General features: G+C 69.3%; 17 protein-coding genes. 8 read left to right on the top strand and 9 right to left on the bottom strand.

Annotation, left to right across the window (positions count from 1 at the left end; translation table 11 throughout):
- Window positions 1–185: 185 nt before the first annotated feature.
- Window positions 186–992, bottom strand: coding sequence for an EAL domain-containing protein (locus tag KS03_RS03790; RefSeq protein WP_015878100.1), 807 nt, complete (start codon window positions 990–992; stop codon window positions 186–188).
- A gap of 946 nt (window positions 993–1,938) precedes the next feature.
- On the opposite strand from KS03_RS03790, the gene KS03_RS03785 reads away from it, so the two are divergent.
- Window positions 1,939–3,561: a methyl-accepting chemotaxis protein gene (locus KS03_RS03785; RefSeq protein ID WP_015878101.1), complete on the top strand. Its 1,623-nt coding sequence runs from the start codon at window positions 1,939–1,941 to the stop codon at window positions 3,559–3,561.
- Window positions 3,562–3,785: 224 nt separating this feature from the next.
- The gene (locus KS03_RS03780) at window positions 3,786–6,437 is read left to right on the top strand and encodes a 2-oxoglutarate dehydrogenase E1 component (protein ID WP_015878102.1); all 2,652 of its coding nucleotides are present in this window, start codon (window positions 3,786–3,788) and stop codon (window positions 6,435–6,437) included.
- A 260-nt stretch (window positions 6,438–6,697) separates the two neighbouring features.
- Here the strand turns inward: KS03_RS03780 and KS03_RS03775 are convergent, their stop codons facing one another.
- The 8 genes from KS03_RS03775 to KS03_RS03745 all read right to left on the bottom strand — a co-directional run bounded on the left by KS03_RS03775 (window position 6,698) and on the right by KS03_RS03745 (window position 14,346).
- The gene (locus KS03_RS03775; protein ID WP_015878103.1) at window positions 6,698–7,663 is read right to left on the bottom strand and encodes a chemotaxis protein; all 966 of its coding nucleotides are present in this window, start codon (window positions 7,661–7,663) and stop codon (window positions 6,698–6,700) included.
- A complete protein-coding gene (locus KS03_RS31975) occupies window positions 7,626–8,024 on the bottom strand; it encodes a hypothetical protein (RefSeq protein WP_102952620.1) in 399 nt (132 codons plus the stop codon). Before KS03_RS31975 ends, KS03_RS03775 begins: the two co-directional genes overlap by 38 nt.
- A 219-nt stretch (window positions 8,025–8,243) precedes the next feature.
- On the bottom strand, window positions 8,244–9,248 hold the full coding sequence (locus tag KS03_RS03770; RefSeq protein WP_015878104.1) for an AraC family transcriptional regulator: 1,005 nt from the start codon (window positions 9,246–9,248) through the stop codon (window positions 8,244–8,246).
- 86 nt (window positions 9,249–9,334) lie between these two features.
- Window positions 9,335–10,375, bottom strand: a complete 1,041-nt coding sequence (gene antC / locus KS03_RS03765) for an anthranilate 1,2-dioxygenase electron transfer component AntC (RefSeq protein WP_015878105.1) — start codon at window positions 10,373–10,375, stop codon at window positions 9,335–9,337.
- Between the two features lie 16 nt (window positions 10,376–10,391).
- Window positions 10,392–10,889, bottom strand: a complete 498-nt coding sequence (antB, locus tag KS03_RS03760) for an anthranilate 1,2-dioxygenase small subunit (RefSeq protein ID WP_015878106.1) — start codon at window positions 10,887–10,889, stop codon at window positions 10,392–10,394.
- A 3-nt stretch (window positions 10,890–10,892) separates the two neighbouring features.
- Window positions 10,893–12,281 carry an anthranilate 1,2-dioxygenase large subunit gene (gene antA / locus KS03_RS03755; protein ID WP_015878107.1) on the bottom strand — a complete coding sequence of 463 codons (1,389 nt, stop codon included), beginning with the start codon at window positions 12,279–12,281 and terminating at the stop codon, window positions 10,893–10,895.
- A 359-nt stretch (window positions 12,282–12,640) separates the two neighbouring features.
- Window positions 12,641–13,591 carry a DUF979 domain-containing protein gene (locus KS03_RS03750; RefSeq protein ID WP_015878108.1) on the bottom strand — a complete coding sequence of 317 codons (951 nt, stop codon included), beginning with the start codon at window positions 13,589–13,591 and terminating at the stop codon, window positions 12,641–12,643.
- Window positions 13,588–14,346 (bottom strand): DUF969 domain-containing protein, encoded by a 759-nt coding sequence (locus tag KS03_RS03745; RefSeq protein ID WP_015878109.1) that lies wholly within the window; start codon window positions 14,344–14,346, stop codon window positions 13,588–13,590. The genes KS03_RS03750 and KS03_RS03745 overlap by 4 nt, the downstream gene beginning before the upstream one ends.
- 2 nt (window positions 14,347–14,348) lie before the next feature.
- Here KS03_RS03745 and KS03_RS30910 point away from each other — a divergent pair, with 2 nt between their 5' ends.
- The 6 genes from KS03_RS30910 (at window position 14,349) to bcsB (ending at window position 22,222) form a co-directional block, all read left to right on the top strand.
- Window positions 14,349–14,696 carry a hypothetical protein gene (locus KS03_RS30910; protein ID WP_127913880.1) on the top strand — a complete coding sequence of 116 codons (348 nt, stop codon included), beginning with the start codon at window positions 14,349–14,351 and terminating at the stop codon, window positions 14,694–14,696.
- 493 nt (window positions 14,697–15,189) lie between these two features.
- Window positions 15,190–15,645, top strand: coding sequence for a cellulose biosynthesis protein BcsD (gene bcsD, locus KS03_RS03740; protein ID WP_015878110.1), 456 nt, complete (start codon window positions 15,190–15,192; stop codon window positions 15,643–15,645).
- A gap of 65 nt (window positions 15,646–15,710) precedes the next feature.
- A complete protein-coding gene (gene bcsP / locus KS03_RS03735) occupies window positions 15,711–16,601 on the top strand; it encodes a cellulose biosynthesis protein BcsP (RefSeq protein WP_015878111.1) in 891 nt (296 codons plus the stop codon).
- Entirely contained in the window at window positions 16,598–17,389 is a 792-nt protein-coding gene (bcsQ, locus tag KS03_RS03730; RefSeq protein WP_015878112.1) for a cellulose biosynthesis protein BcsQ, read from the top strand. The genes bcsP and bcsQ overlap by 4 nt, the downstream gene beginning before the upstream one ends.
- A complete protein-coding gene (bcsA, locus tag KS03_RS03725) occupies window positions 17,386–19,590 on the top strand; it encodes a UDP-forming cellulose synthase catalytic subunit (protein ID WP_015878113.1) in 2,205 nt (734 codons plus the stop codon). Before bcsQ ends, bcsA begins: the two co-directional genes overlap by 4 nt.
- A 106-nt stretch (window positions 19,591–19,696) precedes the next feature.
- Complete coding sequence (bcsB, locus tag KS03_RS03720) at window positions 19,697–22,222, top strand: cellulose biosynthesis cyclic di-GMP-binding regulatory protein BcsB (RefSeq protein ID WP_045678725.1); 2,526 nt, start codon at window positions 19,697–19,699, stop codon at window positions 22,220–22,222.

The following is a 22,222-nucleotide window of genomic DNA, read 5'->3' as shown; positions in this document are numbered from 1 at the left end:
GGCGGGCGCCGCGCAGCCGGCAGCCGGGGCGCGCTCGCGATGCCCGGAAGCGGGCGCCGCGCCGAATCGGTCCCCTTCAATTTCGGCTACGCGCCCTCGTCGGCCTCGGCCGCGAGGTTCCGGCACCTTAAGGGGTCGCGCCCCAAAAAAAATCATCGCCCGAGCGGCAGAGCCGCCCCGCCCGGTCAGGACAGTCGCGCGGCCCCGGCCAGCCACTCGGCGCCGGGCTCGGGCGTCGAATGGAACGCGGGCTTCGCGAACAGATAGCCCTGCATCAGCGAGACGCCGTGCGCCGTGAAGAAATCGCGCTCGCCGAGCGTCTCGACGCCTTCGGCGATGACGCGGATGTCCAGCTCGCGGCACATCGACACCACGCCACGCACGATGCTTTGCCGGGCGGCGTTGGTGTCGACGCCGCGCACCAGATCCATGTCCAGCTTGATCAGATCGGGCTGGAAGTCGGCCAGCAGCTTCAGCCCGGAAAAGCCCGCGCCGAAATCGTCGATGGCGGTCTGAAACCCGAAGCTGCGATAGGAGCGGAAAATATCCACGAGATGCGAGCGGCCGAGGATGTTCTCGCCCTCGACCGTCTCGAAAATGATGCGATCGCTCGGAAACTGGAATTTCTCGGCGGCCTCGAGCGTACTGCGGATGCAGGCTTCGGGCCGATAGACGGCGTTCGGCATGAAATTGATCGACAGATGCACGTCGATGTTCAGCGCCGCGGCCTGTTCGATGGCCGAGGTCCGGCAGCGTTGATCGAAATGGTAGCGGCTCGCCTCGTCGACCGTCTCCAGCACCGCCGCGGCCGGCTCGCCGTTGGGACCGCGCACCAGCGCCTCGTAGGCATAGGCGGCGCCGGTGCCGGTGTCGACGATCGGCTGGAACGCAAACCTGAGTTTCCCGAATTGACCGGGCGGGGTCCGGCAGCCCGTGCATTGGGCGGGCACGGCGCCGTCCGCCGGATGGATGAGGATGGGTTTGTCGTTCATGCAATCTCCGGTGACACGCCAAACTGGCGTGCTGCTCTCCGTCTTATCGGCCGGAAACGCAACAAGCTTGATCGTACCCGTATCGGCGGCCCGGCGCGGAGCGCCGCCCGGACCGTCCGCGCCATGCCGCACCGGCCCCGCCCCGCCGGCCCCGCCCCGCCGGCCATGGCCCGGCGCCGGGCCGCCGTCCAGACGGCCCGCCCTTGCCGCCCTTGCCGCCCTTGCCGCCCTTGCCGCCCTTGCCGCCCTTGCCGCCCTTGCCGCCCGCGCCCGGCCGTGACGGCCGCCCGCACCGCGTCGGCACCGCCCCGCCGGCGACGTTCGTGCCTGGAGGCTGGACGCAGCGCGCGGCGCGGGTGGCCGCCTGCCCGGCCGCGCCAGCGGCCAGCCGTCAGGCGCCGCCCGCGCCGGCTGTCGCCTGCCCGCCCGGCGAAATCCGTCGGTGTCGCCGGGCGGGCGGTCGATTCGGCGGACTTCACCGCCCGGTCCGTGGCGTCGCCGGCATGGCCGCGTCTCATAGGCCCCTTTTCAATAGTTGCGGCAATCTGACCCATAAAAATTGCTGTTCTTATTCCTGGATAAATCGCATCGCGATCGAATTCCTATTTCCGCAGAACAGCGAACGAACCACCGAAACGGCGTGCACAAAGGCCGGGGGCGTTATTGCACCGCACTGCCGAAAAGTCGATGCGGCCGCAACGTCTGATTCGTCGAAAAAAAATTCAAAGGTTTGAGGCCCATGCCGTAAACATGCCTGAGAGATAGTGCCCGGGGCCTGCAGTTCTTCGGCCGCCCGATCCGGTATCCACGCCAGGAAACCCTGATCGCGCAACGGGCCGAATTCGCCATCGACGACTGATAAAGACGCAGTCTGGTGGTGGCGGGTTCGGTCCCCGAAGAAAGGAATGCACTATTAAAAAAGGTGTTCTTGACAAGGAAATGCACCATGAAAATTTCCGACTTGAAAATCGGGGTTCGTTTAAGCGCGGCATTCGGAATCGTCGTCTTGCTGCTGATCGGCACGACGTTGCTCGGCATCCGCCACATCGAATCGAGCGTCGACCGCATGAACGGCATCGTCGGTCAGCGTTATTCGCTAATCGCCGCCAGCAGTCAGATCAAGAACAACGGCTACAAGGCCAACGCCATTCTCAGCCACCTGCTGCTGGCCACCACGGCGGACCAGGCGAAACGGTACATGGATGACTATGCCGTCATCCGCAAGTTGAACGCCGACACTTACGCGAAATTCGAAAAGCAGCTGACCGACGAGCCGAGCCGCGCGCTGTTCAGGAGTCAGTTCGAAGCGCGCAGCGCCTACGGCCAGAGCGTCAAGAAATTCTTCGAGCTGGTGGCCGCCAACGATCGTAACGGCGCGCGCGACCTCTACCAGGGCGACATGGCGCGTCTGCAGGACGACTACTACACGCTGGTCGACAAGATGGTCGACTTCCAGGCGGCCCAGATGAACAACGACGTCGCCGAGGCCACGGCCGAGGGCCACTGGGCCAAGCTGCAGATGGGCGTCATCGCGCTCTGCGCGCTGGTGGCCTCGGTGCTGACCGGCTGGTTCATCACGCGCAGCATCACCCGGCCGATCCACGGCGCGGTGGCGCTGGCCGAGGCCGTGGCGAGCGGCGACCTCACGCATCGGCTCGACGTGACGGGCCGCGACGAGGTCTCGCGCCTGCTGGTCGCGCTCGGCAAGATGATCGAGGGCCTCAACACCATCGTCGGCAACGTGCGCGGCGGCACCCACGCCATCACGCTCGCCTCGCAGGAAGTGGCGAGCGGCAACATGGATCTCTCCACGCGCACCGAGCAGCAGGCGAGCGCGCTGGAACAGACCGCCGCCGCGATGGAGCAGCTCACCTCCACCGTCAAGCAGAACGCCAGCAACGCGCAGCAGGCCAACCAGATCGCGGGCGACGCCTCGGCGGTGGCCGTGAAGGGCGGCGAGGCGGTAGACCGCGTGGTGGACACCATGAACGCGATCGATGCCTCCTCGCGCAAGGTGGTGGAGATCATCGGCGTGATCGAGGGCATCGCGTTCCAGACCAACATCCTCGCGCTGAACGCGGCGGTGGAGGCCGCGCGCGCCGGCGAGAACGGCCGCGGCTTCGCGGTGGTGGCGGGCGAGGTGCGCAGCCTCGCGCAGCGCAGCGCGGTGGCGGCCAAGGAGATCAAGACGCTGATCGACGATTCGGTCAGCCACGTCGGGGTGGGCACCGGCATCGTCGAGCAGGCCGGCGAGACGATCCGGCAGGTGGTCAAGAGCATCACGGCGGTGTCGTCGATCGTCAACGAGATGAGCGCGTCGAGCCGCGAGCAGAGCGACGGCATCGAGCAGATCAACCACGCCATCACGCAGATGGATCAGGTCACGCAGGAGAACGCGGCGCTGGTCGAGGAAAGCGCCGCGGCGGCGCAGGCGCTGCGCAACCAGGCCGACGCGCTGGCCGATACCGTGGCCGCGTTCCGGCTCGAAGGCGACGCGCGCCGCCCCGTCACCGCGGCGGCCCGACCCTCGCAACGGGCGACCCCCATGCCCATGCTCTCCGTCACCTGAGAGCCGGTCGCTCCCGGCATCAGAAACGCAGACACGGCCCGAAGCACGGGCCGCTGCCGCATGCCGGAGCGTCGATGCCAAGCAGGGCAGGCGCTCCGGCAGGATCGCCGTCCGTTGGCACGCCCCCCCCTGTCGGAATGGTTCGGGAATGGTCAGGGAAGCGGCGTGCCGGCGTTCGAATGGCGAGCTTCGATTAATTGATTCTGTCCCTACAGGCACTCGTCATGTTCAGCCGATATCCCGAATACGCCACCACCGCCGGCTTTGTCCGCGCCGAGGTGCGAGACGCTTCGCAAAGCGCGAAGCCCTTGCTGATCGGCCGTTTCGTCGATGCGCACCGCCACGCCGGATACCGCGTGGCCGACATCGATCCGCTGCGGACCGTCGCGCCGGCCCGCATCCCCGAACTCGATCCGGGCTTCCACGGGCTCAGCCCCGACGAGCCGCTCGACGCGCCGCTCGTGGGCTTCGAGACGGCGCGCACCGTCGGCGAGCTGGCGCGGCAGCTCAAGCAACGCTACTGCGGCGCCGTCGCGCTCGATTGCAGCGGCGTGCGCGACGAAACGCGCCGGCGCTGGCTGTTCGGCCGGCTCGAGTCCGCCGCGTCGAACCGCGCGCCGGCACCCGAGCAGCAGCAAGCCGTGCTGGCCCAGTTGCTCGCGGCCGAAAGCTGGGAACGCATCGTGGCCGGCCGCTTCGCCGGCGCGAAGCGCTTCTCGCTCGAAGGCTGCGAAAGCCTGATTCCGCTGCTGGCCGCCGTGATCGACACCGCCGCCCGCCACCGGGTGGGCCGGCTGTTCCTCGGCATGCCGCACCGCGGCCGGCTCAACGCGCTCGTGAACGTGATGGGCATGAGCGCGACGCAGATCCTGGCGCGGCTCGACCCCGACTCGGCGCTCGCCGCGACGCAGGCCGACCTGCCCTACCACCTCGGCGGCATCGCCCGCCGGCGCGCGCCGCACGGCGAGATCACGGTGCAGCTGGCGCACAACCCCTCGCATCTGCAAAGCGTCTATCCGGTGGTGGTCGGCATGGCGCGCGCCTACCAGGACGCGCACGGCGCGGCCGCCTGCCTGCCGGTGGTGGTGCATGGCGACGCCGCCTTCGCCGGCCAGGGCGTCGTGACCGAAACGCTGAATCTGGCGCGCAACGCCGGTTATTCGCCGGCCGGCACGCTGCATGTGATCGTGAACAACCAGATCGGCTTCACCACGCCGAACCGCATGAACGCCGAGGCGCACACCTATTGCACGGACGTGGCGCGCAGCGTCGATGCGCCGGTGCTGCGCGTGAACGCCGACCGTCCGGACGAGGTACTGCGCGCCGTGGCGATCGCGTTCGACTACCGGACGGCCTTTCATGCCGACATCGTCATCGACCTGATCGGCTACCGCCGCCTGGGCCATTCCGAGCACGACATCCCGGCGCTCACCCAGCCGATGCTGCAGGCGGCGATCGACGCGCATCCGGGCGTGGCGGAGCTGTACCATGCGTCGCTCGACGGCGTGCCGCCGCTCGACGCGCTGCGCGAGGCGGCCGAGCATGCGCTGCTGCATGACGAGGCGAGCCACGACGACACCGCCGGCGCCGCTGCCGCCGCCATCAGGCCGCTGCACGCGCTGTCGCTCGCGCGGCTGCGCGGCTTGACCGCCGAGCTTACGCGCGTGCCGCCGGGCGCGCGCCTGCACGAATTCGTGGCCGGGCTGATCGACCGCTGGCGCGATGCGGCCGCCGGCAAGACGGACCGCGTGGACTGGAGCTTCGCCGAGAGCCTGGCCTATGCGTCGCTGCTCGACGACGGCTTCGGCGTGCGGCTCTCGGGCATGGACGTGGGGCGCGGCACCTTCATGCATCGGCACGCCGTATGGCATCTGCAGGACGGCGGCGCCGATGCCGGCAGCCTGCACACCCCGCTCGGCGCGATCGCCGCCGACCACCACGTCAGGTTCGACATCGTCAACTCGCCGCTGACCGAGGAGGCCGTGCTCGGCTTCGAGTACGGCTACAGCGTCGCGACGCGCGACGCGCTGACGATCTGGGAGGCGCAGTTCGGCGACTTCGTAAACGGCGCGCAGGTGTTCGTCGATCAGTACCTCGCGGCAGGCGAACAGAAGTGGGGCTACCGATCGCGGCTGACGGTGCTGCTGCCGCACGGCCACGAGGGCGTGGGTCCGGAGCATTCGAGCGGCTATCTCGGCCGGTTCCTGCAACTGTGCGCGGACGAGAACCTGCGCGTGGTATGCCCGTCCACCTCGGCACAGTGGTTCCATCTGCTGCGCCAGCAGGCGGCGGCGCGGCAGCCGAAGCCGCTCGTCGTGATGTCGCCGAAATCGCAGCTGTACGGCAACGCGCGCTCGCACTCGAGCCTGACCGAGCTGCTCGACGGCACCTTCGCCACCGTGATCGCGGACCCGTCGGTGAGCGACGCGGCGCGCGTGAGGAAGGTGGTGCTGTCGAGCGGCAAATTCCATTACGCGCTGCAGGAAGCCCGCGACGCGGCCGGCGACGCGAGCGTCGCGCTGGTACGCGTCGAGCAGCTGTATCCGTTCCCGCAGCTCGAGCTGGCATGCGCGCTCGCGGCATTCGGCAATCTCGAGACGGTGGTCTGGGCGCAGGAAGAGGACGTGAACCAGGGCGCCTGGCGGTTCGTCCGCGACGAGCTGGAAGCGGTGCTGCCGGCGGGCTGCCGCCTGAGCGCGGTGTGCCGGACGCTGACGGCGTCGGGCGCGCATGCTTCGGTGCGCGCGCATCAGGCCGAGCAGCAGCGGCTGGTGGCGCGCGCGCTCGGGCCACGCGAGGCGGCGCCCGGCAGCCACGCGGCGCCGGCCGATGCCGGGGCCGCCGAGCCCGCCGAGGAGGCCGCCGTCCACGATTGACGGCGCCACGCGCGGGGACCGCGGGCGGCCGTCCGCGACGCGGGCGCGATGCGGGCGGTCCCGCGCCCCGTCATGACGCGCCGCGGCGTGCCACGGCGCGCGGCGGCGGGAACCGGCCCGGGCGGCGTCTGGACAGGAGCGGTGGGAGAAACGGGGCGCGGCAGGCAGGCGGGCCACCCAAGCCCTTGCGGTTCAGCCGGGAACCCGGCTGCCCGCCGGCGCCGCGCGCAAAGCGCGGCGCGCGGCAGGCGCGGCCGCCCTCAGGCTGCCAGCGCCTTGCGGATCGCCGCCGACAGCTCGGCCGGCGCGAACTTCGTGATGTAGCCGTTGGCGCCGGCATTGCGCGCGTGGGCCTCGTTGGCGTTGCCGGTCAGCGACGAATGGATGATCACGGGAATGTGACGCAGGCGCTCGTCGGCCTTGATCTTGCGCGTGAGCATGAAGCCGTCCATCTCGGGCATTTCCAGGTCGGTGATGACGAGCGAGACCTTGTCGCGCACCGGCACGTTCGCCTCGTCGGCTTCCTCGGCCAGCTTCAGCAGCATGTTCCAGGCCATTTCGCCGTTCGAGGCGATCACGTGCGGCGCCTCCAGCGCCGTGAGCGCCTGGTCGATCAGCGCGCGCGCGAAGCCGGAATCGTCGGCGGCGAGGATGCAGCCGCCCGCCGTGCGCACCGCGTCGCCCACGTCCTCGCGCTTGACGTCCTCGTGCTGCTCGGGGAACACGTCGCGCATCACCTGCTCGACGTCGAGCAGTTGGGCGAGCTGGGTCTTGCCCTCGCCGGCGTCGATCCGCGCGATGCCGGTGACGTAGCCGGCGGTGCCGCTGGTTTCCGCGCTCAGCACTTCCTTCCATTCGAGCCTGATGATGTCCTCGACTTCCTCGACGGCGAACGCCTGCGTGCCGCGCGAGAACTCGGTGACCAGCAGGATCGCCGGCACCTTGTCGGAAGTCGAGCCGATCAGCGAGGCGAGGTCGATCACCGGAATGATCTGGCCGCGAATGTCCACCGCGCCCACGAAATGGGCCGGCGAGCCCGCGATCGGGGTGACTTCGGGCATGGACACGATCTCGCGGATCTTGAACACGTTGATGCCGTACAGCGCGCGCGCGGTGCCCGGCCGCGGCTGCCCCAGACGAAACAGGAGCAGTTCCAAACGGTTGTTGCTGGTCAGCGTGGTTCGTTCGTCAACGCTTCGTTGCATCGTCTTTGTGGTCATATGCATTCTCGAAAGAAACTTGGCGGCCCGTGTTGGCCAGGCAGTCCGATTCACGCCGGCCCCCTGGTCCGCGCGCGATGGCCAGGTCCCGCGCCCGCAGCAACGTCTCGACGACGAAGCGGGTCGTTCGCTTACCTGATGAAAGGGATATCGGCAGGCACGCCGGCAAGCTTGAATCAGTGTCGTCCCTGAGGCGCGCGGGCGGCAGTTTTTTCCTGTTTTCGTCACCGGGGCCCGGGCGGCGGGCCGCCAGCGCCAGCGCCAGCGCCAGCGCCAGCGCCAGCGCCAGCGCCAGTGTCAGCGCCAGTGTCAGTGCCAGCGCCAGTGTCAGCGGAATCGGCCGCCGGGCGCCGCCCGCGCCCGTCACCGCCGCCGCGTCGATCCGCTCCCGTTATTCGGCCGGCGCACGGCCGCCCGCCGTCCACGGCGGCTGCCGGCCGCACGGCTGCGGCACGCGCGGCGTGAGCCGTCCCGGGCGCGGTTGTCTTGCGGCGCCCCCGGAGCGGCCGGGCTCGAACGTGAAATCAGGCGTAGGGAAATGGCGAACGGCAAACGGCGGTGACGGCGAACGGCGGGCGGCGGCCGCTCACGCGGCTCGCCGCGTCGCGCGCTTGAGGGTTTGCGACGGGGTTTCGCCGAAGCGCTGCTTGTAGTCGCTGGAAAAGCGGCCAAGATGCGAGAAGCCCCAGTTCATCGCGATCGCCGAAACATTGCGTTCCGAGCGGTCGCCGAGCATCTCCCGCCGCACCGCTTCGAGCCGGTGCCCCTTCAGATAGGCCATGGGCGCCTGACCGAAGTGATGCCGGAAGCCCTCGAACAGCTTGTAGCGCGACACGCCGGCCGCCTGCTCGATGTCCTCGAGCGCGATATCCTCGCGGGCGTTGTCGTGGATAAACTGCCTAGCGCGCAACAGATAGTGCGGGCAGGCCGGCTGCACCAGGCCGGCGAGCGCCGGCGAGTAGTTGTGCGGCTGACAGAGCAGCAGCCCCTTGATCAGGGCCTGCTCGAGGTTCTCCGCCATCTGCTGGTGCTCCAGCAGCGGCGCGGCCCGCTCCAGCTCGGCCAGCAGGAATCTGACCATGCGCCACCAGGCGGCCTGGTCCCCCTCGGCGGCACTCATCCGGGGTTCGAAGGTCAAAGGCGCCTGCAGCGGCCGTTGCAGCAGCCCTTCGAGCACCTGGCGCAGCGCCTGGCCCGGAATGGCCACGATGATCTTGCGGCAATTGCCCGTGATCGCCAGATCCTGCCGCTCGTGCGGCGACAGCACGATGCCGTGGTCCTGGTCCGACAGCCACCGCCGTCCCTGGGCGGACAGCTCCTGGTAGCCGCTGAGCGGCAAGCTCACGCTGTAGCAGTTGAGCGGCGCCGCCTTGTCCACCGAGACGGTGACGTCGGTGCCGTACTCGACGTACCCCAAGGTGCTCGCCATCGACCGCATCACCGTGCCCGAATGATGGAACTGCAGCTTGTCCGGGCTCCGGGCCCGCAGCGCGTGCGGGCCGCAAATCGACGCCATCCAGTCCCGCGCGCCTTCGAGGTCGTGACGCAGCGCGTCGATACCGCGGGCCTCATTGACGGCGGACGTATGCATGGGGGTGTCACCGGGCGGTTAGTCGTGGTTCGATGGTAAACCACACCGTGCCCGGAAAAAATACTAAGACACCCTGACCTGCAAGCTTATGCAGCCTGTTGCGCGCTGTTGCTCTCGGCGAATTTCTCGTAGTAGAGGCGATGATCGCTCACCCGTTCTCGCGCAAGCCATGTCTTGATGGCTTCCACCATGGGCGGCGGTCCGCATACGTACATGTCGAACGGCGCCGCCGCCAGCATGTCCCGGTCGAAATGCTCGGGGATGAGCCCCGTTTTTCCCTGCCACCCGTCCGAGGCGTTCATCACCACGATCTCGGCCGAGAAGTTGGCGATGCGCTGCGCGTATGCCGTCAGGCGCTCGAGCTCGCAGAGGTCGCGAGCGTGGGTCACGCCATAGTAGAGACGCACCTGCCGCGCGCAGCCGCCCTGATGCGCGAGCTCGTCGAGCATGCCGAGAAATGCCGAAAGACCCGTGCCGCCCGCGACCATCACGAGGGGCCGCTCCGCCTCGCGCAGATAGAAGGTCCCGAGCGGTGCCTCGAACTCGATCGTCTGACCCGGCGCGCAACGTTCGCGCAGATAGTTGCTCATCGCGCCGTCGGGCAGCAGGCGAATCAGGAACTGCAACTGGTTGCCGTCGTCCGGCCGGTTGGCGAACGAATAGGAACGCCAAACGTCCGTGCCCGGCACCTTCAGCCGTGCGTACTGCCCCGGCAGAAAATCGATGCGCCGCTCATGGGCGCTTGCGTCCACGTGCAGGATGGCGGTGGTCTCGGATACCTGCTTGACCGCCGCGACCCGGCCCGTGAGCGATTGCGTTCCAGCCGCGCTGCACAGGCCCGAAGCGAAGTCGAAGTAGAACGACGCATCGGACTGCACCCGCGTCTGGCATGAAAGCATCTTGCGCGCGGCGAGATCGGCCGGCGACAGGGCTTCCTCGTCGACGTAGTCCTGGGTATAGCGGCCCGACTCGCAACGCCCCTGGCAAGTGCCGCAAACGCCTTCGCGGCAGTCGAGCGGAATGTTCACGCCGTTGCGCAGCGCGGCGTCGAGCAGCAGCTCGTCCTTGTGGATGTCGAAGAAAACGGTCTTGCCGTCGGCAAAGCTGAAAGCGACCCTATGGTTCATGACGCGTCGCTCCGGATCAGAGATGGTAGAAATCGAGTACGGCGTTGATCGTGTCGTTCAGCAGCAGCACGTGCTTGCGCATGATCTTCCAGCTCTCGCCGTGCGGGCGCAGCTGGTAGGTGACACGTCCGAAGAAGTGCTCGGCCACGCCGTGGCGGGCGTAGAACGTGACCCAGTTCGCCTTCACTTCCAGCTCGTCCTGGCCGCCTTGCGCGATCCGCACGTTGGTGATCTGGTGCAACGTGCGCGGCAGCGGCGTGGAGGCCGCCGACTTGCCCGTGCGCAACCGGAACACGCGATCCTCGAGCCCCGCGCGGTTCGCGTAGTAGATCAGCGACATGCCGCGCTTCGGGTCGGTGGTATACACGTGCTCGGAGTCCCACTGCGGTACGTGGTATTCGCTGTTCTCGTCGAACAGGTCGAGGTACTCGTCCCAGCTCTGGGCGTCGCAAAGCTCGGCCATCCGGTACAGAAACTGCTCGACCGATTGTTGCAGCGCATGCGTGACAGCCATGATTCAATCCTCCTTCCCGGCATTCGATCGTTGTGCGAGCCCCTGCATCAGAAACTTCTGCCAGGCGCCGTGCTGGTTGACGTAAAGCCCCTCATGGGTCAGCTCGGTACCGCACAGCACGGGGGCGATGCCGAGCAGGCGCGTGTTTGCCGTCTCCCCCGCCACCCATTTCTGATGCCCGCGCGACACGTCGCTCCAGCGTTCGAGGCGCGCCTGGAAGCCGCGCTGCTGCTCGCGGAATTCCACGAGATCGTCGGGCGTGCCCATTCCCGATACGTTGAAGAAGTCCTCGAACTGGCGAATGCGGCTTTCGCGGTCGCTGTCCGATTCGCCTTTCACTCCGATGCACTGGCTGATGATTTCGGTCTTGTTCCAGGCGACCGGGCGCACGATGCGCAGCTGCGAACTGATCTGGTCCATGAAGAACAGGCTCGGATAGACGTTCAGGTTGCGCAGCCGGTGCATCATCCACTCGGCCTTCTGCTGGCCGTGGGCAGCCACGAGGCGCGGCATGACGGAGGCATAGCCGGGGCGCACGCTCGGGTTGGGCATGTCGCTGAACAGCACGCTGTGACCGTTGCGGAACGCGAACCAGCCGTCGTCGGTATCCGCATCGCCCGCGCCCAGCTTGCTGTAGTCGAGCGTCCCGGCCGTCGCGCCGCCCTTGCGCGCGTTCGCCTCCTGCCGATGCTGCACCGTGGCGACGTAGTTGTAGTGCACGGTACTCACGTGATAGCCGTCGAGGCCGTTCTCGTTCTGCAGCTTCCAGTTTCCCTCGTAGGTGTAGGTGGACTTGCCCGGCAGCACTTCCAGCTCGCCGGTGGGCGACTGCGCCACCATCATGTCGAGGAAGACGCGCGCGTCGCCCAGATAGTCTTCGAGCGTGTCGGTGCCGGCCGCGTCGAGGCTGACGAACACGAAGCCCTTGTAGCTGGCGATGCGCGCCTTCTTGAGACCCCGCTTGGACTTGTCGAAGTCCTCGCCATACTCGCCCGGCGCCTTGACCTTCACGAGGCGCCCGTCGCTCTTGTAGCACCACGCATGAAACGGACAGGTGAAGGTGGACTGGTTGCCCTTGCCCATGCGCGTGAGCGTTGCGCCGCGATGCTGGCAGGCATTGATCATGGCGTTCAGCTCGCCGTTGCCGCCGCGCGAGACGATCAGCGGCTGGCGGCCCGCCCGCATGGTCACGAAGTCGTGCGGCTGGGGAATCTCGCTCTCGTGACACGCGTAAATCCAGTTCTTCTCGAAGATGAACTCCATCTCCAGATCGAACAGTTGCGGCTCGGTAAACATGTCTCGGGCAATGCGGTAGACGCCCTCGTCCGGGCGGAAATCGAGGCATCCTTCGACGAATTCCTGCCATTGCGACGTAACTTTCCCTGCATTCACGATGGGTACCCTCCGGCTGCTCGGCGGCCTTGCCGCCTGGTCCTTGATGGACTCGATTGAATACCCGGGCCGATTCGGCCGCTATCCACCTGATCGCCTTTCACTATCCGTTTTTTTTGAGTTCATCGCGCAAACGCCATGGCGCGGCGGCGAGCGGCCTCGCAATCCGGCGCCTTTCGAGCAGGCGTGGCGCAGCAGGCGCTCGCCCTCGCGCGCGCGTCCCGGCGGACGGCCGGCGCTCGCGCGGCCCGGCGCCGAGCCCGCCGCTTTCGGCCCGGATGCCGGCTTCCGGGCGCGGCAGGCGCACGCCGGGGTGCCCCGAGGTCGGGCGCGGGGCCGCCGGCGGCCATGCCGGCGCGCTACATCAGGGTATTCAACAGGACGATGTTGACGGCCAGCATGACGAGCGCGGTGGGCGCCTGGGCGCGGATCACGCCGTATTTGTCTGATAATTCGAGCAGCGCGGCGGGCACGATGTTGTAGTTGGCCGCCATCGGCGTGAGCAGCGTGCCGCAATAGCCCGAGAACATGCCGATCGCCACCATCGGCGCGGGATTGGCATGGAACACCCCGACCAGCACCGGCACGCCGATGCCGCCCGTCATCACCGGGAACGCCGCGAAGCCGTTGCCCATGATCACCGTGAAGAGCGCCATGCCGATGCAGTAGACGGCCACCGCCACGATGCGCAGGTCGAGGCTCACGTAGGCGGTGGCGAGATGCGCCACCGCCTTGCCCACGCCGGCGTCGGCGAACACCAGGCCGAGCATGCCGAGCATCTGCGGCAGCACCACCGCCCACGACAGCGCGTCCACCAGCCGCCGCGCCTCGCGCACGCCCTGCCGTGCCGAGTCGCGCGTGATCCGGCAGGCCAAGCCGAACGCGCTCACGCATCCGATGCCGAACGCCACCAGCGTGACGTTGTGCGGGTCGAGCAGCGCCGCGCCGCCGAACCGCAGATGCGGCGCGAGCAGCGTGCCGGCCACGGTGACGAACGGGATCGTCAGCGCGGGCAGGAACAGGCGGTTGCCGAGGCGCGCGGCGCCGGCGCGGCGCACCGGCTCGGCCGGCACGTCGGGCCGGGCGCCCGCCACCCCGCCGAACCCGGCCACCAGCGCCATCGCCACCACCAGCGCGCCGACCAGCGCGGGCGGCAGGTGATCGCCGGCCAGGAACACGATGCCGTACACGGTCCAGAAGCCGCCGGCCAGGAAGCGCTTCGGATGCCGGCGGTCGGCCGCGATGATCGCGCCGATCGTCACGAGCAGCAGCCCGAGCAGCCAGAAGAACAGCGTCAGCGAGACCGTCATGCCCGGTCTCCCCGGGCCTGGCCCGCCTCGGGCCCGGAAGCGGACCCAGGCGCCGCGGCCGCCGGCCCGGACGCGGCCTGCCGCGCGAGCCAGCCGTCGAGCCGCCAGAGCCGCAAGCCGTGGACCAGGAACGCCGCCAGCGCGGTGGGCAGGCCATACAGCGCGACCTGCATCGGCTCGACGGCGATGCCGGCCTCGCGCAGGAAGGTGACCATCAGCACGATCGCGCCGAACGCCACGAACACGTCCTCGCCGAAGAACAGCCCGACGTTGTCGGCCGAGGCCGCGAACGCGCGCAGCCGCTGGCGCACCGCGTCGCCGAGCGGGCCGAAGCGCGTCTGCGCAGCGCCCTCGGCCATCGGCGCGACCAGCGGGCGGACCATCTGCGGATGGCCGCCCAGGCCGGTCAGCCCGAGCGCGGCGGTCAGCTCGCGCGCCAGCAGGTAGGCCAGCAGCAGCCGGCCCGGCGTGGCCGCGCGGATGCCGCCGATCCAGGCCTGCGCGCGCTCGCGCAGCCCGTGCCGCTCCAGCAGGCCGATCACCGCGAGCGGCAGCAGGATGATGAGCGGGATGGTGCGCGTCTTCAGGAAGCCGGTGCCGATCACGGCCAGCAGCTGCCCGGGCGAAAAGTGCGCGGCCAGGCCGGTGGCGATCGCCGCGAGCGTGACGATCAGCATCGGATGGAAGCGCAGCGCGAAACCGGCGGCGATCAGCGCTACGCCGATCAGCGGAGTCAGATTGACTGCGGACGACATCGGTGATTCTCCTGGTCGGTGGTGAGCGCCCTGCCGGGGCGGCGGGGCGGCCTGCGTCGCGCACGGCGCGCGACGCTGTGGGTGACGATACCGCCGCGACCGGCCGGCAGTGCCGGCCGGCGCCGCCAGCGGCACGGCAGATGTCGTACCGGAGCGGATTGTCGGCGGCAGCGCGCAGCGCGTCGATGCGAAAAAATAAAACCGGCGCACGAGCCAAGGCGAACCCGGCGGCAGGCGACGCGCCTGCGCCTCGTCGTGCCGATGCAGGCGCGATTGCGCTCGTCATCGGCCTTTATATCGGGGGCGCATTCGATTGGAATCGGCTGCGGGTCGGCTTCGAATGGATTTGAATTGGCCCCGGCCGCTCAGGGGCTCGGCCGCCACGGCCGCTCGAATGGATGCCGGCGCGGGCGTCCGAGGAGGGAAAATATCGCGTGCGACCCGCGATATCCTCGCGCCCGGCGCGGGTTTTGCGCGATATTTAAAGATTTTCCACTTATGTAACAAACTGACTCGATGCTTGCGTCAGGATAAGCGACACTGGGCGAGGTGCCGCCGCGAGTCGGACCCTCGGCAGCAGAAATTAGGGCTTGGTTAGATGCGCGAAAACGTATGAACGATCGGTCGAGTATCGTAAGCGTCTTGTCATGGGAAACGACACAAACGGCGTTATGAGAAATAATTACCGATTTAATAACTGGAATCCGGTAAATTCATCCGATGAAGTTTGCTAATGGATTTATTGGACGTCATAATTAAAAGCTCGCCATTGAGGCGTGCAAGTTTTCGAACCGGACCCTGACGCCCGGATTTCTTCAGATTGATCGAGTGAGCCAGCCCTCCATGCCGACCGCCGTTGATTTCCTGCTCGACCAGAATATCTCGTCCCAATGGCGGGGCTTCCTGCTCGCGCTGGCCCGGGAGTTCGAATCCCAGCTCAGCCCCGACGAGCTGCGCCAGCTGATGTTTCGCATCGGATGCCGTTACGCCGGCGAGCAGCCGCTGCCGCCCTGCGAATCCACGACGGAGCTGGCGGCGGCACTGAACGCGCACTGGGCGTCCGCGCGCTGGGGCTACGTCGAGCTGTCCGACGAAGGCGACCATCTGCGCATCGTCCACTGCGGCGCGCCGATGTCGGCGTTCGGCAGCGGCGGGCTGGCCTGGATGCCGGCGTTCCTGCAGGGCAGCTACCAGGTCTGGCTCGACGCGATGGGCGCGACGTCACTGAGCGTGGTACAAGCCGGCACCGAGCAGCACGGCTTCGCCGTCGAATTCCGCCTGTCGCCCGAAACCGCCTGACGCGCAATGCCCCCCTATTCGACGCGGCCGGAAGCAATCGGCCCTAGCGACTATCTCTAAAACGTATGAAAAATTCCCGCGATGTCAAAGCACTCTTCGATCGGTTCGGAGGAGATGCCAGCAGCTACCAGGAAATCCGCATGGAAAACGAGGCGCTCGACGCCCGCCGGCGGTGGCCGCTGCTCGGCATGATCGATCCGCGCCAGACCGAGGTGTCCGCCGCGGGTTCGCCGGCGCCGGCCGCCGAGGCCGACGCGGACCACCCGGCCGCCGCCGCCGGCACGCGCGGCCAGGGCGCCTCGCGCAACCGCACCCATGCGGTGCTGCGCAGCACCGCGCCGCTCTTCACGCGCTCGCCGCGCCGCGACGTGCCGCCGGTGATCGTCAAGGCGCCGCCGCCCGCCGGCCCGGAAGGCTCGACCTACCGCTTCACGCCGCCGCCCGCCGAGCCGGCGGCAGGCCCGGCGCCCGCCCTGGCGGCGACGCCGGCACCGGCCGCCGGCACCGAACTGGCCACCGCACCCGCGCCGGCGGCGACGCCGCTGCCTGCGATCGCACCGCGCCTCGTGCGGCCCGTGCGCGTGACCGCCCTGCCGGCGGCCGGCGCCGCGGCGGCGCCCGAGGCAGGGCAGCCGATCGCGCCCGCCGCCGACGCGGCGGCGATGTTCGCGCGCCTGGCCTCGCCGGGCCGCGCGCGCGCCGCCTCGACGGAGATCTTCCCGGCGCCGCTCGGCGCGGCTCCGGCCGCCGCGCCGTCATGCGCGCCCTCGCTGAAGAAGCTGGCCGGCGCGCCGGCCGCCCCCGCGCACGACGCGGAGCGCCTCGATGCGCTGTTCTCGCGGCTGCGCCGCGGCGGCACGGCGCCCTCGCCGCAGATCGCCGTGATGCCGCCGGCCGCGGCCCCGAAGGCGGCCGCGCGCCGTCCGTGGTTCCTGGGCGGGGCGGGCCGGTCATGAAGGTCGTCAGCGTCGTATCGGCCAAGGGCGGCGTCGGCAAGACCACGATCGCCGCGAACCTCGCCTCGGTGCTGGCCGCGCAGGGCCGCCACGTGGTCGCCATCGATCTCGATCCGCAGAACTCGCTGCGCCTGTATTTCGGCGTGCCGCTCGACAGCGTCGACGGCCTGTCGCGCGCCGCCCTGGCCGGCGCGCTCTGGCAGAGCGCGATCGTGGACGGCAGCGACGGCGTCACGGTGCTCGCGTTCGGCGCGCTCGTCGAGGCGGAGCAGCACCTGTTCGAGCGCCGCCTCGACCAAGATCCCACCTGGCTCGCGCGCGGCATTGGCGAGCTGCACCTCGGCGAGGACGACATCGTCATCATCGACACCCCGCCCGGCTCCTCGGCCTATACGCGCGCGGCCCTGTCGGCCGCGCATTTCGCGGTCAACGTGGTGCTGGCCGATGCCGCGTCGTATGCGGCGATCCCGCAGATGCAGCGGATGATCGACGCCTATGCGGCGCCGCGCCCCGAATTCGTCGGCGAGGGCTACGTGGTGAACCAGATCGACCAGTCGCGCCAGCTGAACAAGGACGTGCTGCGCGTGCTGCGCGAGATGCTCGGCAGCCACATGTTCCCCGGCGTGATCCACGACGACGACGGCGTGAGCGAATCGCTCGCCTGCAACACCACCATCGTCAACTACGATCCGCTCAGCCAGGTCTCGGCCGATCTGCGCGCCTGCGCCGCCTGGCTGCTCGACACGCTCGAGGCGCGGCGGCCGGCGGCGCGCGGGAGCGCGGCATGAAGGCCGCCCGCGCGCCGCGCGACGGCCAGGCCGGGCCGGTGCAGCAGGGCGACGCCGCGGCCGCCACGCGCCTGCAGCGTTTCGTCGACGCGCCGTTCTGGGGGCGCCTGCCGATCGTCCTGCCGCTCGCGCTGCTGGCCGCCGTCACGCTGTTCTTCGTCTGGACCGTGCCGCTCACCAACCTCCAGCAGCTCGCGTTCGCCACCTGCTGCTTCGTGGCGGCCCTGCTGTTCCGCCGCATCGAGGGGCACTACGTCACGCTCGTGATGATCATGCTGTCGGTGATCACCACCGGCCGCTACATGGTCTGGCGCCTGAGCGACACCACCTACTGGTCGCGCCCGCTCGACATGATCTGGGGCGTGCTGCTGGTGGCCGCCGAGATCTACGCCGCGCTGATCCTGCTGCTCGGCTACTTCCAGACCGCCTGGCCGCTCAAGCGCAAGCCGGTCCCGATGCCGGCCTCGCGCGCCGACTGGCCCACCGTGGACGTGTTCATCCCCACCTACAACGAGCCGCTGTCGGTGGTGAAGCCGACCGTCTACGCGGCGCTCGCGCTCGACTATCCGCCCGACAAGCTGACCATCCACGTGCTCGACGACGGCCGGCGCGCCGATTTCAAGGCGTTCTGCGAGGAAGTGGGCGTGAACTGGACGATCCGCGCCCACAACCGCTATGCCAAGGCCGGCAACATCAACGAGGCGCTCAAGATCACGCATGGCGAGTTCTTCGCGGTGTTCGATTGCGATCACATCCCGACCCGCTCGTTCCTGCAGCTCACGCTCGGCTGGTTCCTGCGCGACCGGCAGCTGTCGCTGCTGCAGACCCCGCATCACTTCTTCTCGGCCGACCCGTTCGAGCGCAACCTCGGCACGTTCCGCAAGGTGCCCAACGAGAACGAGCTGTTCTACGGGCTGGTGCAGGACGGCAACGATCTCTGGAACGCGGCGTTCTTCTGCGGCTCGTGCGCGGTGCTGCGCCGCTCGATGGTGGAGGAGATCGGCGGCATCGCGGTGGAGACCGTGACCGAGGACGCCCACACCTCGCTCAAGCTGCACCGGCTCGGCTACACCACCGCCTATCTGGCGATCCCGCAGGCCGCCGGCCTCGCCACCGAGAGCCTGTCGGGCCACATCGGCCAGCGCATCCGCTGGGCGCGCGGCATGACGCAGATCTTCCGGATCGACAACCCGCTGGTGGGCCGCGGCCTCACCATCGCCCAGCGCCTCTGCTACCTGAACGGGATGCTGCATTTCTTCTACGGCATCCCGCGCCTGGTGTTCCTGACCGCGCCGCTGTCGTTCCTGTTCTTCGGCGCGCAGGTGATCCAGGCCTCGGCGGTGACGATCGCCCTGTTCGCGCTGCCGCACATGCTGCATGCCAACGCCACCAACTCGCGCATGCAGCGCCAGTTCCGCCACTCGTTCTGGGCCGAGGTGTACGAGTCGGTGCTCGCCTCGTACATCACCCCGCCCACGCTGCTCGCGCTGATCAACCCGAAGCTCGGCAAGTTCAACGTGACGGCCAAGGGTGGCATGATCGAGCAGAAGTACTTCGACTGGGCGGTGTCGCGCCCGTACCTGATCCTGCTGGTGCTGAACCTGCTCGGCTTCGTGATCGGGGTCTGGCACATCCACACGCACTGGGCGGTCAAGAGCGAGGTCTACACGCTCGTTCTCAATATCGGCTGGACCGCCTACAACATGCTGATCCTCGGCGCGAGCGTGGCCGCGGCCACCGAGCAGAAGCAGGTGCGCGCCGTGCCTCGGGTGGCAATGACGATGCCCGTGATGCTGCGCTTCGGCACCGGGCGCACCCTCGCCTGCGAGACCATCGACTACTCGGAAGGCGGCGTGGGCGTGGCGCTGCCGCAGAAGATTTCGGTGCCGCTGCACGAGCGGATCACCGTTTCGCTGTTCCGCGGCGACGAGGAATATGCGTTCCGCGCGGTGGTCGCCTCCTCCACGCCGGGCCGCGCCGGCCTGCAGTTCGTCGAGATGACGAAGGACCAGGAATTCAATTTCGTGAAAACGACCTTCGCGCGCGCCGACGCCTGGACCGGCTGGGCCGAGGGCCGCAAGCCCGATGCGCCGCTGCGCGCGCTCGGCACCGTGCTGTCGGCCGGTGCCCGCGGGATCTTCAATCTCTTCGAACACCTGTATGCCGACGCGCGCGCCTGGGGCAAGCGCGCGGGCCGGTAGACCGCACCACGGACAGCGACGGCAGATGAACCAAGGAAGCACCCTGTCAACTCCCTGCCAAGGCAAGGGCGATGCGGACCACGCCGGCGACGAGACCGGCCGCCACATGCCGGGCGCGCGGCCGGCCACGAAGCGGGACACGCCGCGCGCCGGACGGCCGGCCGCCGCCGCGCGCGCGGCGGGCCTGCCGCGCGCGGCGCGCGCGCTCGTCTGCGGCCTCGCGCTGCAGTTCGCCATGACGCCGTTCGCGGCGCTGGCCGCCGGCGCCGCGCAGCCGGGCGAGGCCGGCGACGCTCAGGCCGCGACCCGGTCGGGCGACGGCGCGCGGTCGGTCGGCGCCGTGCCGGCGCCGTCGGCCGCGCGCCGGTTCGATGCGCAGGCCGGCTCGCAGCCGGCCGTCGCGCTGGCCGTGGCGCCGCTGCCGCCCGAGCAGCAGAAGCTGCTCGGCATGCGCCCGCCGACCACCGCCAACCCGGGCACGCTGCTGCCGGGCGGGCGCCGCCAGACGCTGAGCTTCGCCGATCTCGGCGCGCTCGATCCGCTGCAGCTGCGCGGCACCGAAGGCCAGAACGGCGTGCCGTTCTCGGTGCGCAACGACGAGGTGGTGACCGCCGCCACGCTGCACCTGATCTACAGCTACTCGCCGGCGCTGCTGCCCGACTTGTCGCAGCTGAAGGTGCTGATCAACGGCGAGGTGGCCGCCACGCTGCCGGTGCCGCAATCGCAGGCCGGCACCACGGTGGCGCGCGACGTGCCGCTCGATCCGCGCTTCATCACCGAATTCAACCACCTGAACATCGAGCTGATCGGCCATTACACGCGGCGCTGCGAGGACCCGGCGAACACCACGCTGTGGGCCACCGTCAGCAATGCCAGCTCGCTGGACCTCACCTACGCGTCGCTGCCGGCGAAGGCCGATCTCGGCACGCTGCCCGCGCCGTTCTTCGACCGCCGCGACGTGCGCCGGCTCGAGCTGCCGGTGGTGTTCGCCGAGAAGCCCGACCCGGCCACGCTGGAGGCGGCCGGCACGCTCACCTCGTGGTTCGGCGCGCTGGCCGGCTACCGCGGCGCGCTGTTCCCGGCCCAGGTGGGCAGCCTGCCGCTCACGGGCAACGCGGTGGTGTTCGCGCAGGCCGGCGCGCAGCTGGCCGGCCTGACGTTGCCGGCCGTGACCGGCCCGACCCTCGCGGTGGTGCCGCGCGACGGCAATGCGCGCGGCTCGCTGCTGCTGGTGCTGGGCCGCAACGGCGACGAGCTGAAGACCGCCGCCAGCGCGCTCGCGCTGGGCCAGAGCACGCTGAACGGCAGCCTCGCCACCATCAACCAGCTGGTCACGCTCAAGCCGCGCGCGCCCTACGACGCGCCGAACTGGCTGCCCGCCAACCGCCCGGTCCACCTGGGCGAGCTGGCCGACCCGCGCGCGCTGTCGGTGCAGGGCTACAACGCCGCCCCGATCTCGATCACGCTGCGCGTGCCGCCCGATCTGTTCATGTGGAACACCCCGGGCGCGCCGCTCGACCTGCGCTATCGCTACTCGGTGCGGCCGAAGCCGGACCGCTCGTCGCTGAACGTCAGCGTGAACGGCCACTTCGTGCAGGCGCTGCCGATCCCGGCCGCCGATCCGTCGCGCTCGGGCATCGCGCGCTTTCTGGGCCGCTTCGGCGTGCAGGCCGGCGACACCGGCAGCGCGCGCCACCTCGTGCGGATTCCGCCGCTGCTGCTCACGCCGCATTCGCAGCTGGAGCTCACCTACTACTACGACATCCCGAACACCGGCGAATGCTCCGGCGCGCTGCTGCCGAACGTGGCGGGCACCATCGAGCCCGATTCGACCATCGACCTGTCGGACTTCCCGCACTACATGGCGCTGCCCGATCTGGCCGCGTTCGCCAACAGCGGCTTCCCGTTCACCCGGCTGGCCGATCTCTCGCAGACCGCGGCGATCCTGCCCGACGCGCCGACGGCCGGCGACTACAGCCTGTTCCTGCTGACCATGGGCCGGATGGGCGAATCGACCGGCTACCCGGTGACCGGCGTGACGGTGGGCGGCCCCGGCGACGTCGAGCGCTTCGCCGACAAGGATCTGCTGGTGCTCGGCGGCCCCGGCCGCCAGCCGCTCCTGCAGCGCTGGGCCAAGCAGATGCCGTTCTCGAGCGACGGCGACGCCGCCACCTTCACGCTGTCCGACATCGGCCCGCGCATCGCCGACTGGTGGCTCGGCCCGCACGGCATCGAGCGCGCCCCGGCGCGCGCCGATCTCTCGCTCGTGAGCAACGGCGACAGCGCGCTGATCGCCGGCTTCGAATCGCCGCTGCACGCGGGGCGCAGCGTGGTCGCGCTGATCAGCTCGCCGGGCGAGTCGGAGGCCGGCATCACCTCGGCGCTGCTCGACGCCGACGTGCTGCCGCAGGTGCAGGGCGCGATGGACGTGATCCACGGCCGCTCGGTGACCGTCGCCTCGAACGGCAACACCTACTATCTCGGCAGGCTCCCGCCGTTCGAATACGCACGCTGGGCGCTGTCGTCACATCCGCTGCTGCTGGCGTTCAGCGGCGTTCTTGCGGCGATCGTGATCGCCGCGCTGTTCTATCGCGCGCTGCGCCGCATCGCTGCGCGCCGACTTCAGGATTGA

Source organism: Burkholderia glumae LMG 2196 = ATCC 33617, from assembly GCF_000960995.1.
Taxonomy (GTDB): Bacteria; Pseudomonadota; Gammaproteobacteria; order Burkholderiales; family Burkholderiaceae; genus Burkholderia; species Burkholderia glumae.
This window is presented reverse-complemented; position numbering and strand designations above follow the sequence as displayed.

What these genes read in the sequence shown, in the direction of transcription:
- KS03_RS03790 (WP_015878100.1), bottom strand. Translation starts at nt 992, where the DNA reads ATGAACGACAAACCCATCCTCATCCATCCGGCGGACGGCGCCGTGCCC.
- KS03_RS03785 (WP_015878101.1), top strand. Translation starts at nt 1,939, where the DNA reads ATGAAAATTTCCGACTTGAAAATCGGGGTTCGTTTAAGCGCGGCATTC.
- KS03_RS03780 (WP_015878102.1), top strand. Translation starts at nt 3,786, where the DNA reads ATGTTCAGCCGATATCCCGAATACGCCACCACCGCCGGCTTTGTCCGC.
- KS03_RS03775 (WP_015878103.1), bottom strand. Translation starts at nt 7,663, where the DNA reads ATGCATATGACCACAAAGACGATGCAACGAAGCGTTGACGAACGAACC.
- KS03_RS03770 (WP_015878104.1), bottom strand. Translation starts at nt 9,248, where the DNA reads ATGCATACGTCCGCCGTCAATGAGGCCCGCGGTATCGACGCGCTGCGT.
- antC (WP_015878105.1), bottom strand. Translation starts at nt 10,375, where the DNA reads ATGAACCATAGGGTCGCTTTCAGCTTTGCCGACGGCAAGACCGTTTTC.
- antB (WP_015878106.1), bottom strand. Translation starts at nt 10,889, where the DNA reads ATGGCTGTCACGCATGCGCTGCAACAATCGGTCGAGCAGTTTCTGTAC.
- KS03_RS03750 (WP_015878108.1), bottom strand. Translation starts at nt 13,591, where the DNA reads ATGACGGTCTCGCTGACGCTGTTCTTCTGGCTGCTCGGGCTGCTGCTC.
- KS03_RS03745 (WP_015878109.1), bottom strand. Translation starts at nt 14,346, where the DNA reads ATGTCGTCCGCAGTCAATCTGACTCCGCTGATCGGCGTAGCGCTGATC.
- bcsD (WP_015878110.1), top strand. Translation starts at nt 15,190, where the DNA reads ATGCCGACCGCCGTTGATTTCCTGCTCGACCAGAATATCTCGTCCCAA.
- bcsP (WP_015878111.1), top strand. Translation starts at nt 15,711, where the DNA reads ATGAAAAATTCCCGCGATGTCAAAGCACTCTTCGATCGGTTCGGAGGA.
- bcsQ (WP_015878112.1), top strand. Translation starts at nt 16,598, where the DNA reads ATGAAGGTCGTCAGCGTCGTATCGGCCAAGGGCGGCGTCGGCAAGACC.
- bcsA (WP_015878113.1), top strand. Translation starts at nt 17,386, where the DNA reads ATGAAGGCCGCCCGCGCGCCGCGCGACGGCCAGGCCGGGCCGGTGCAG.
- bcsB (WP_045678725.1), top strand. Translation starts at nt 19,697, where the DNA reads ATGCCGGGCGCGCGGCCGGCCACGAAGCGGGACACGCCGCGCGCCGGA.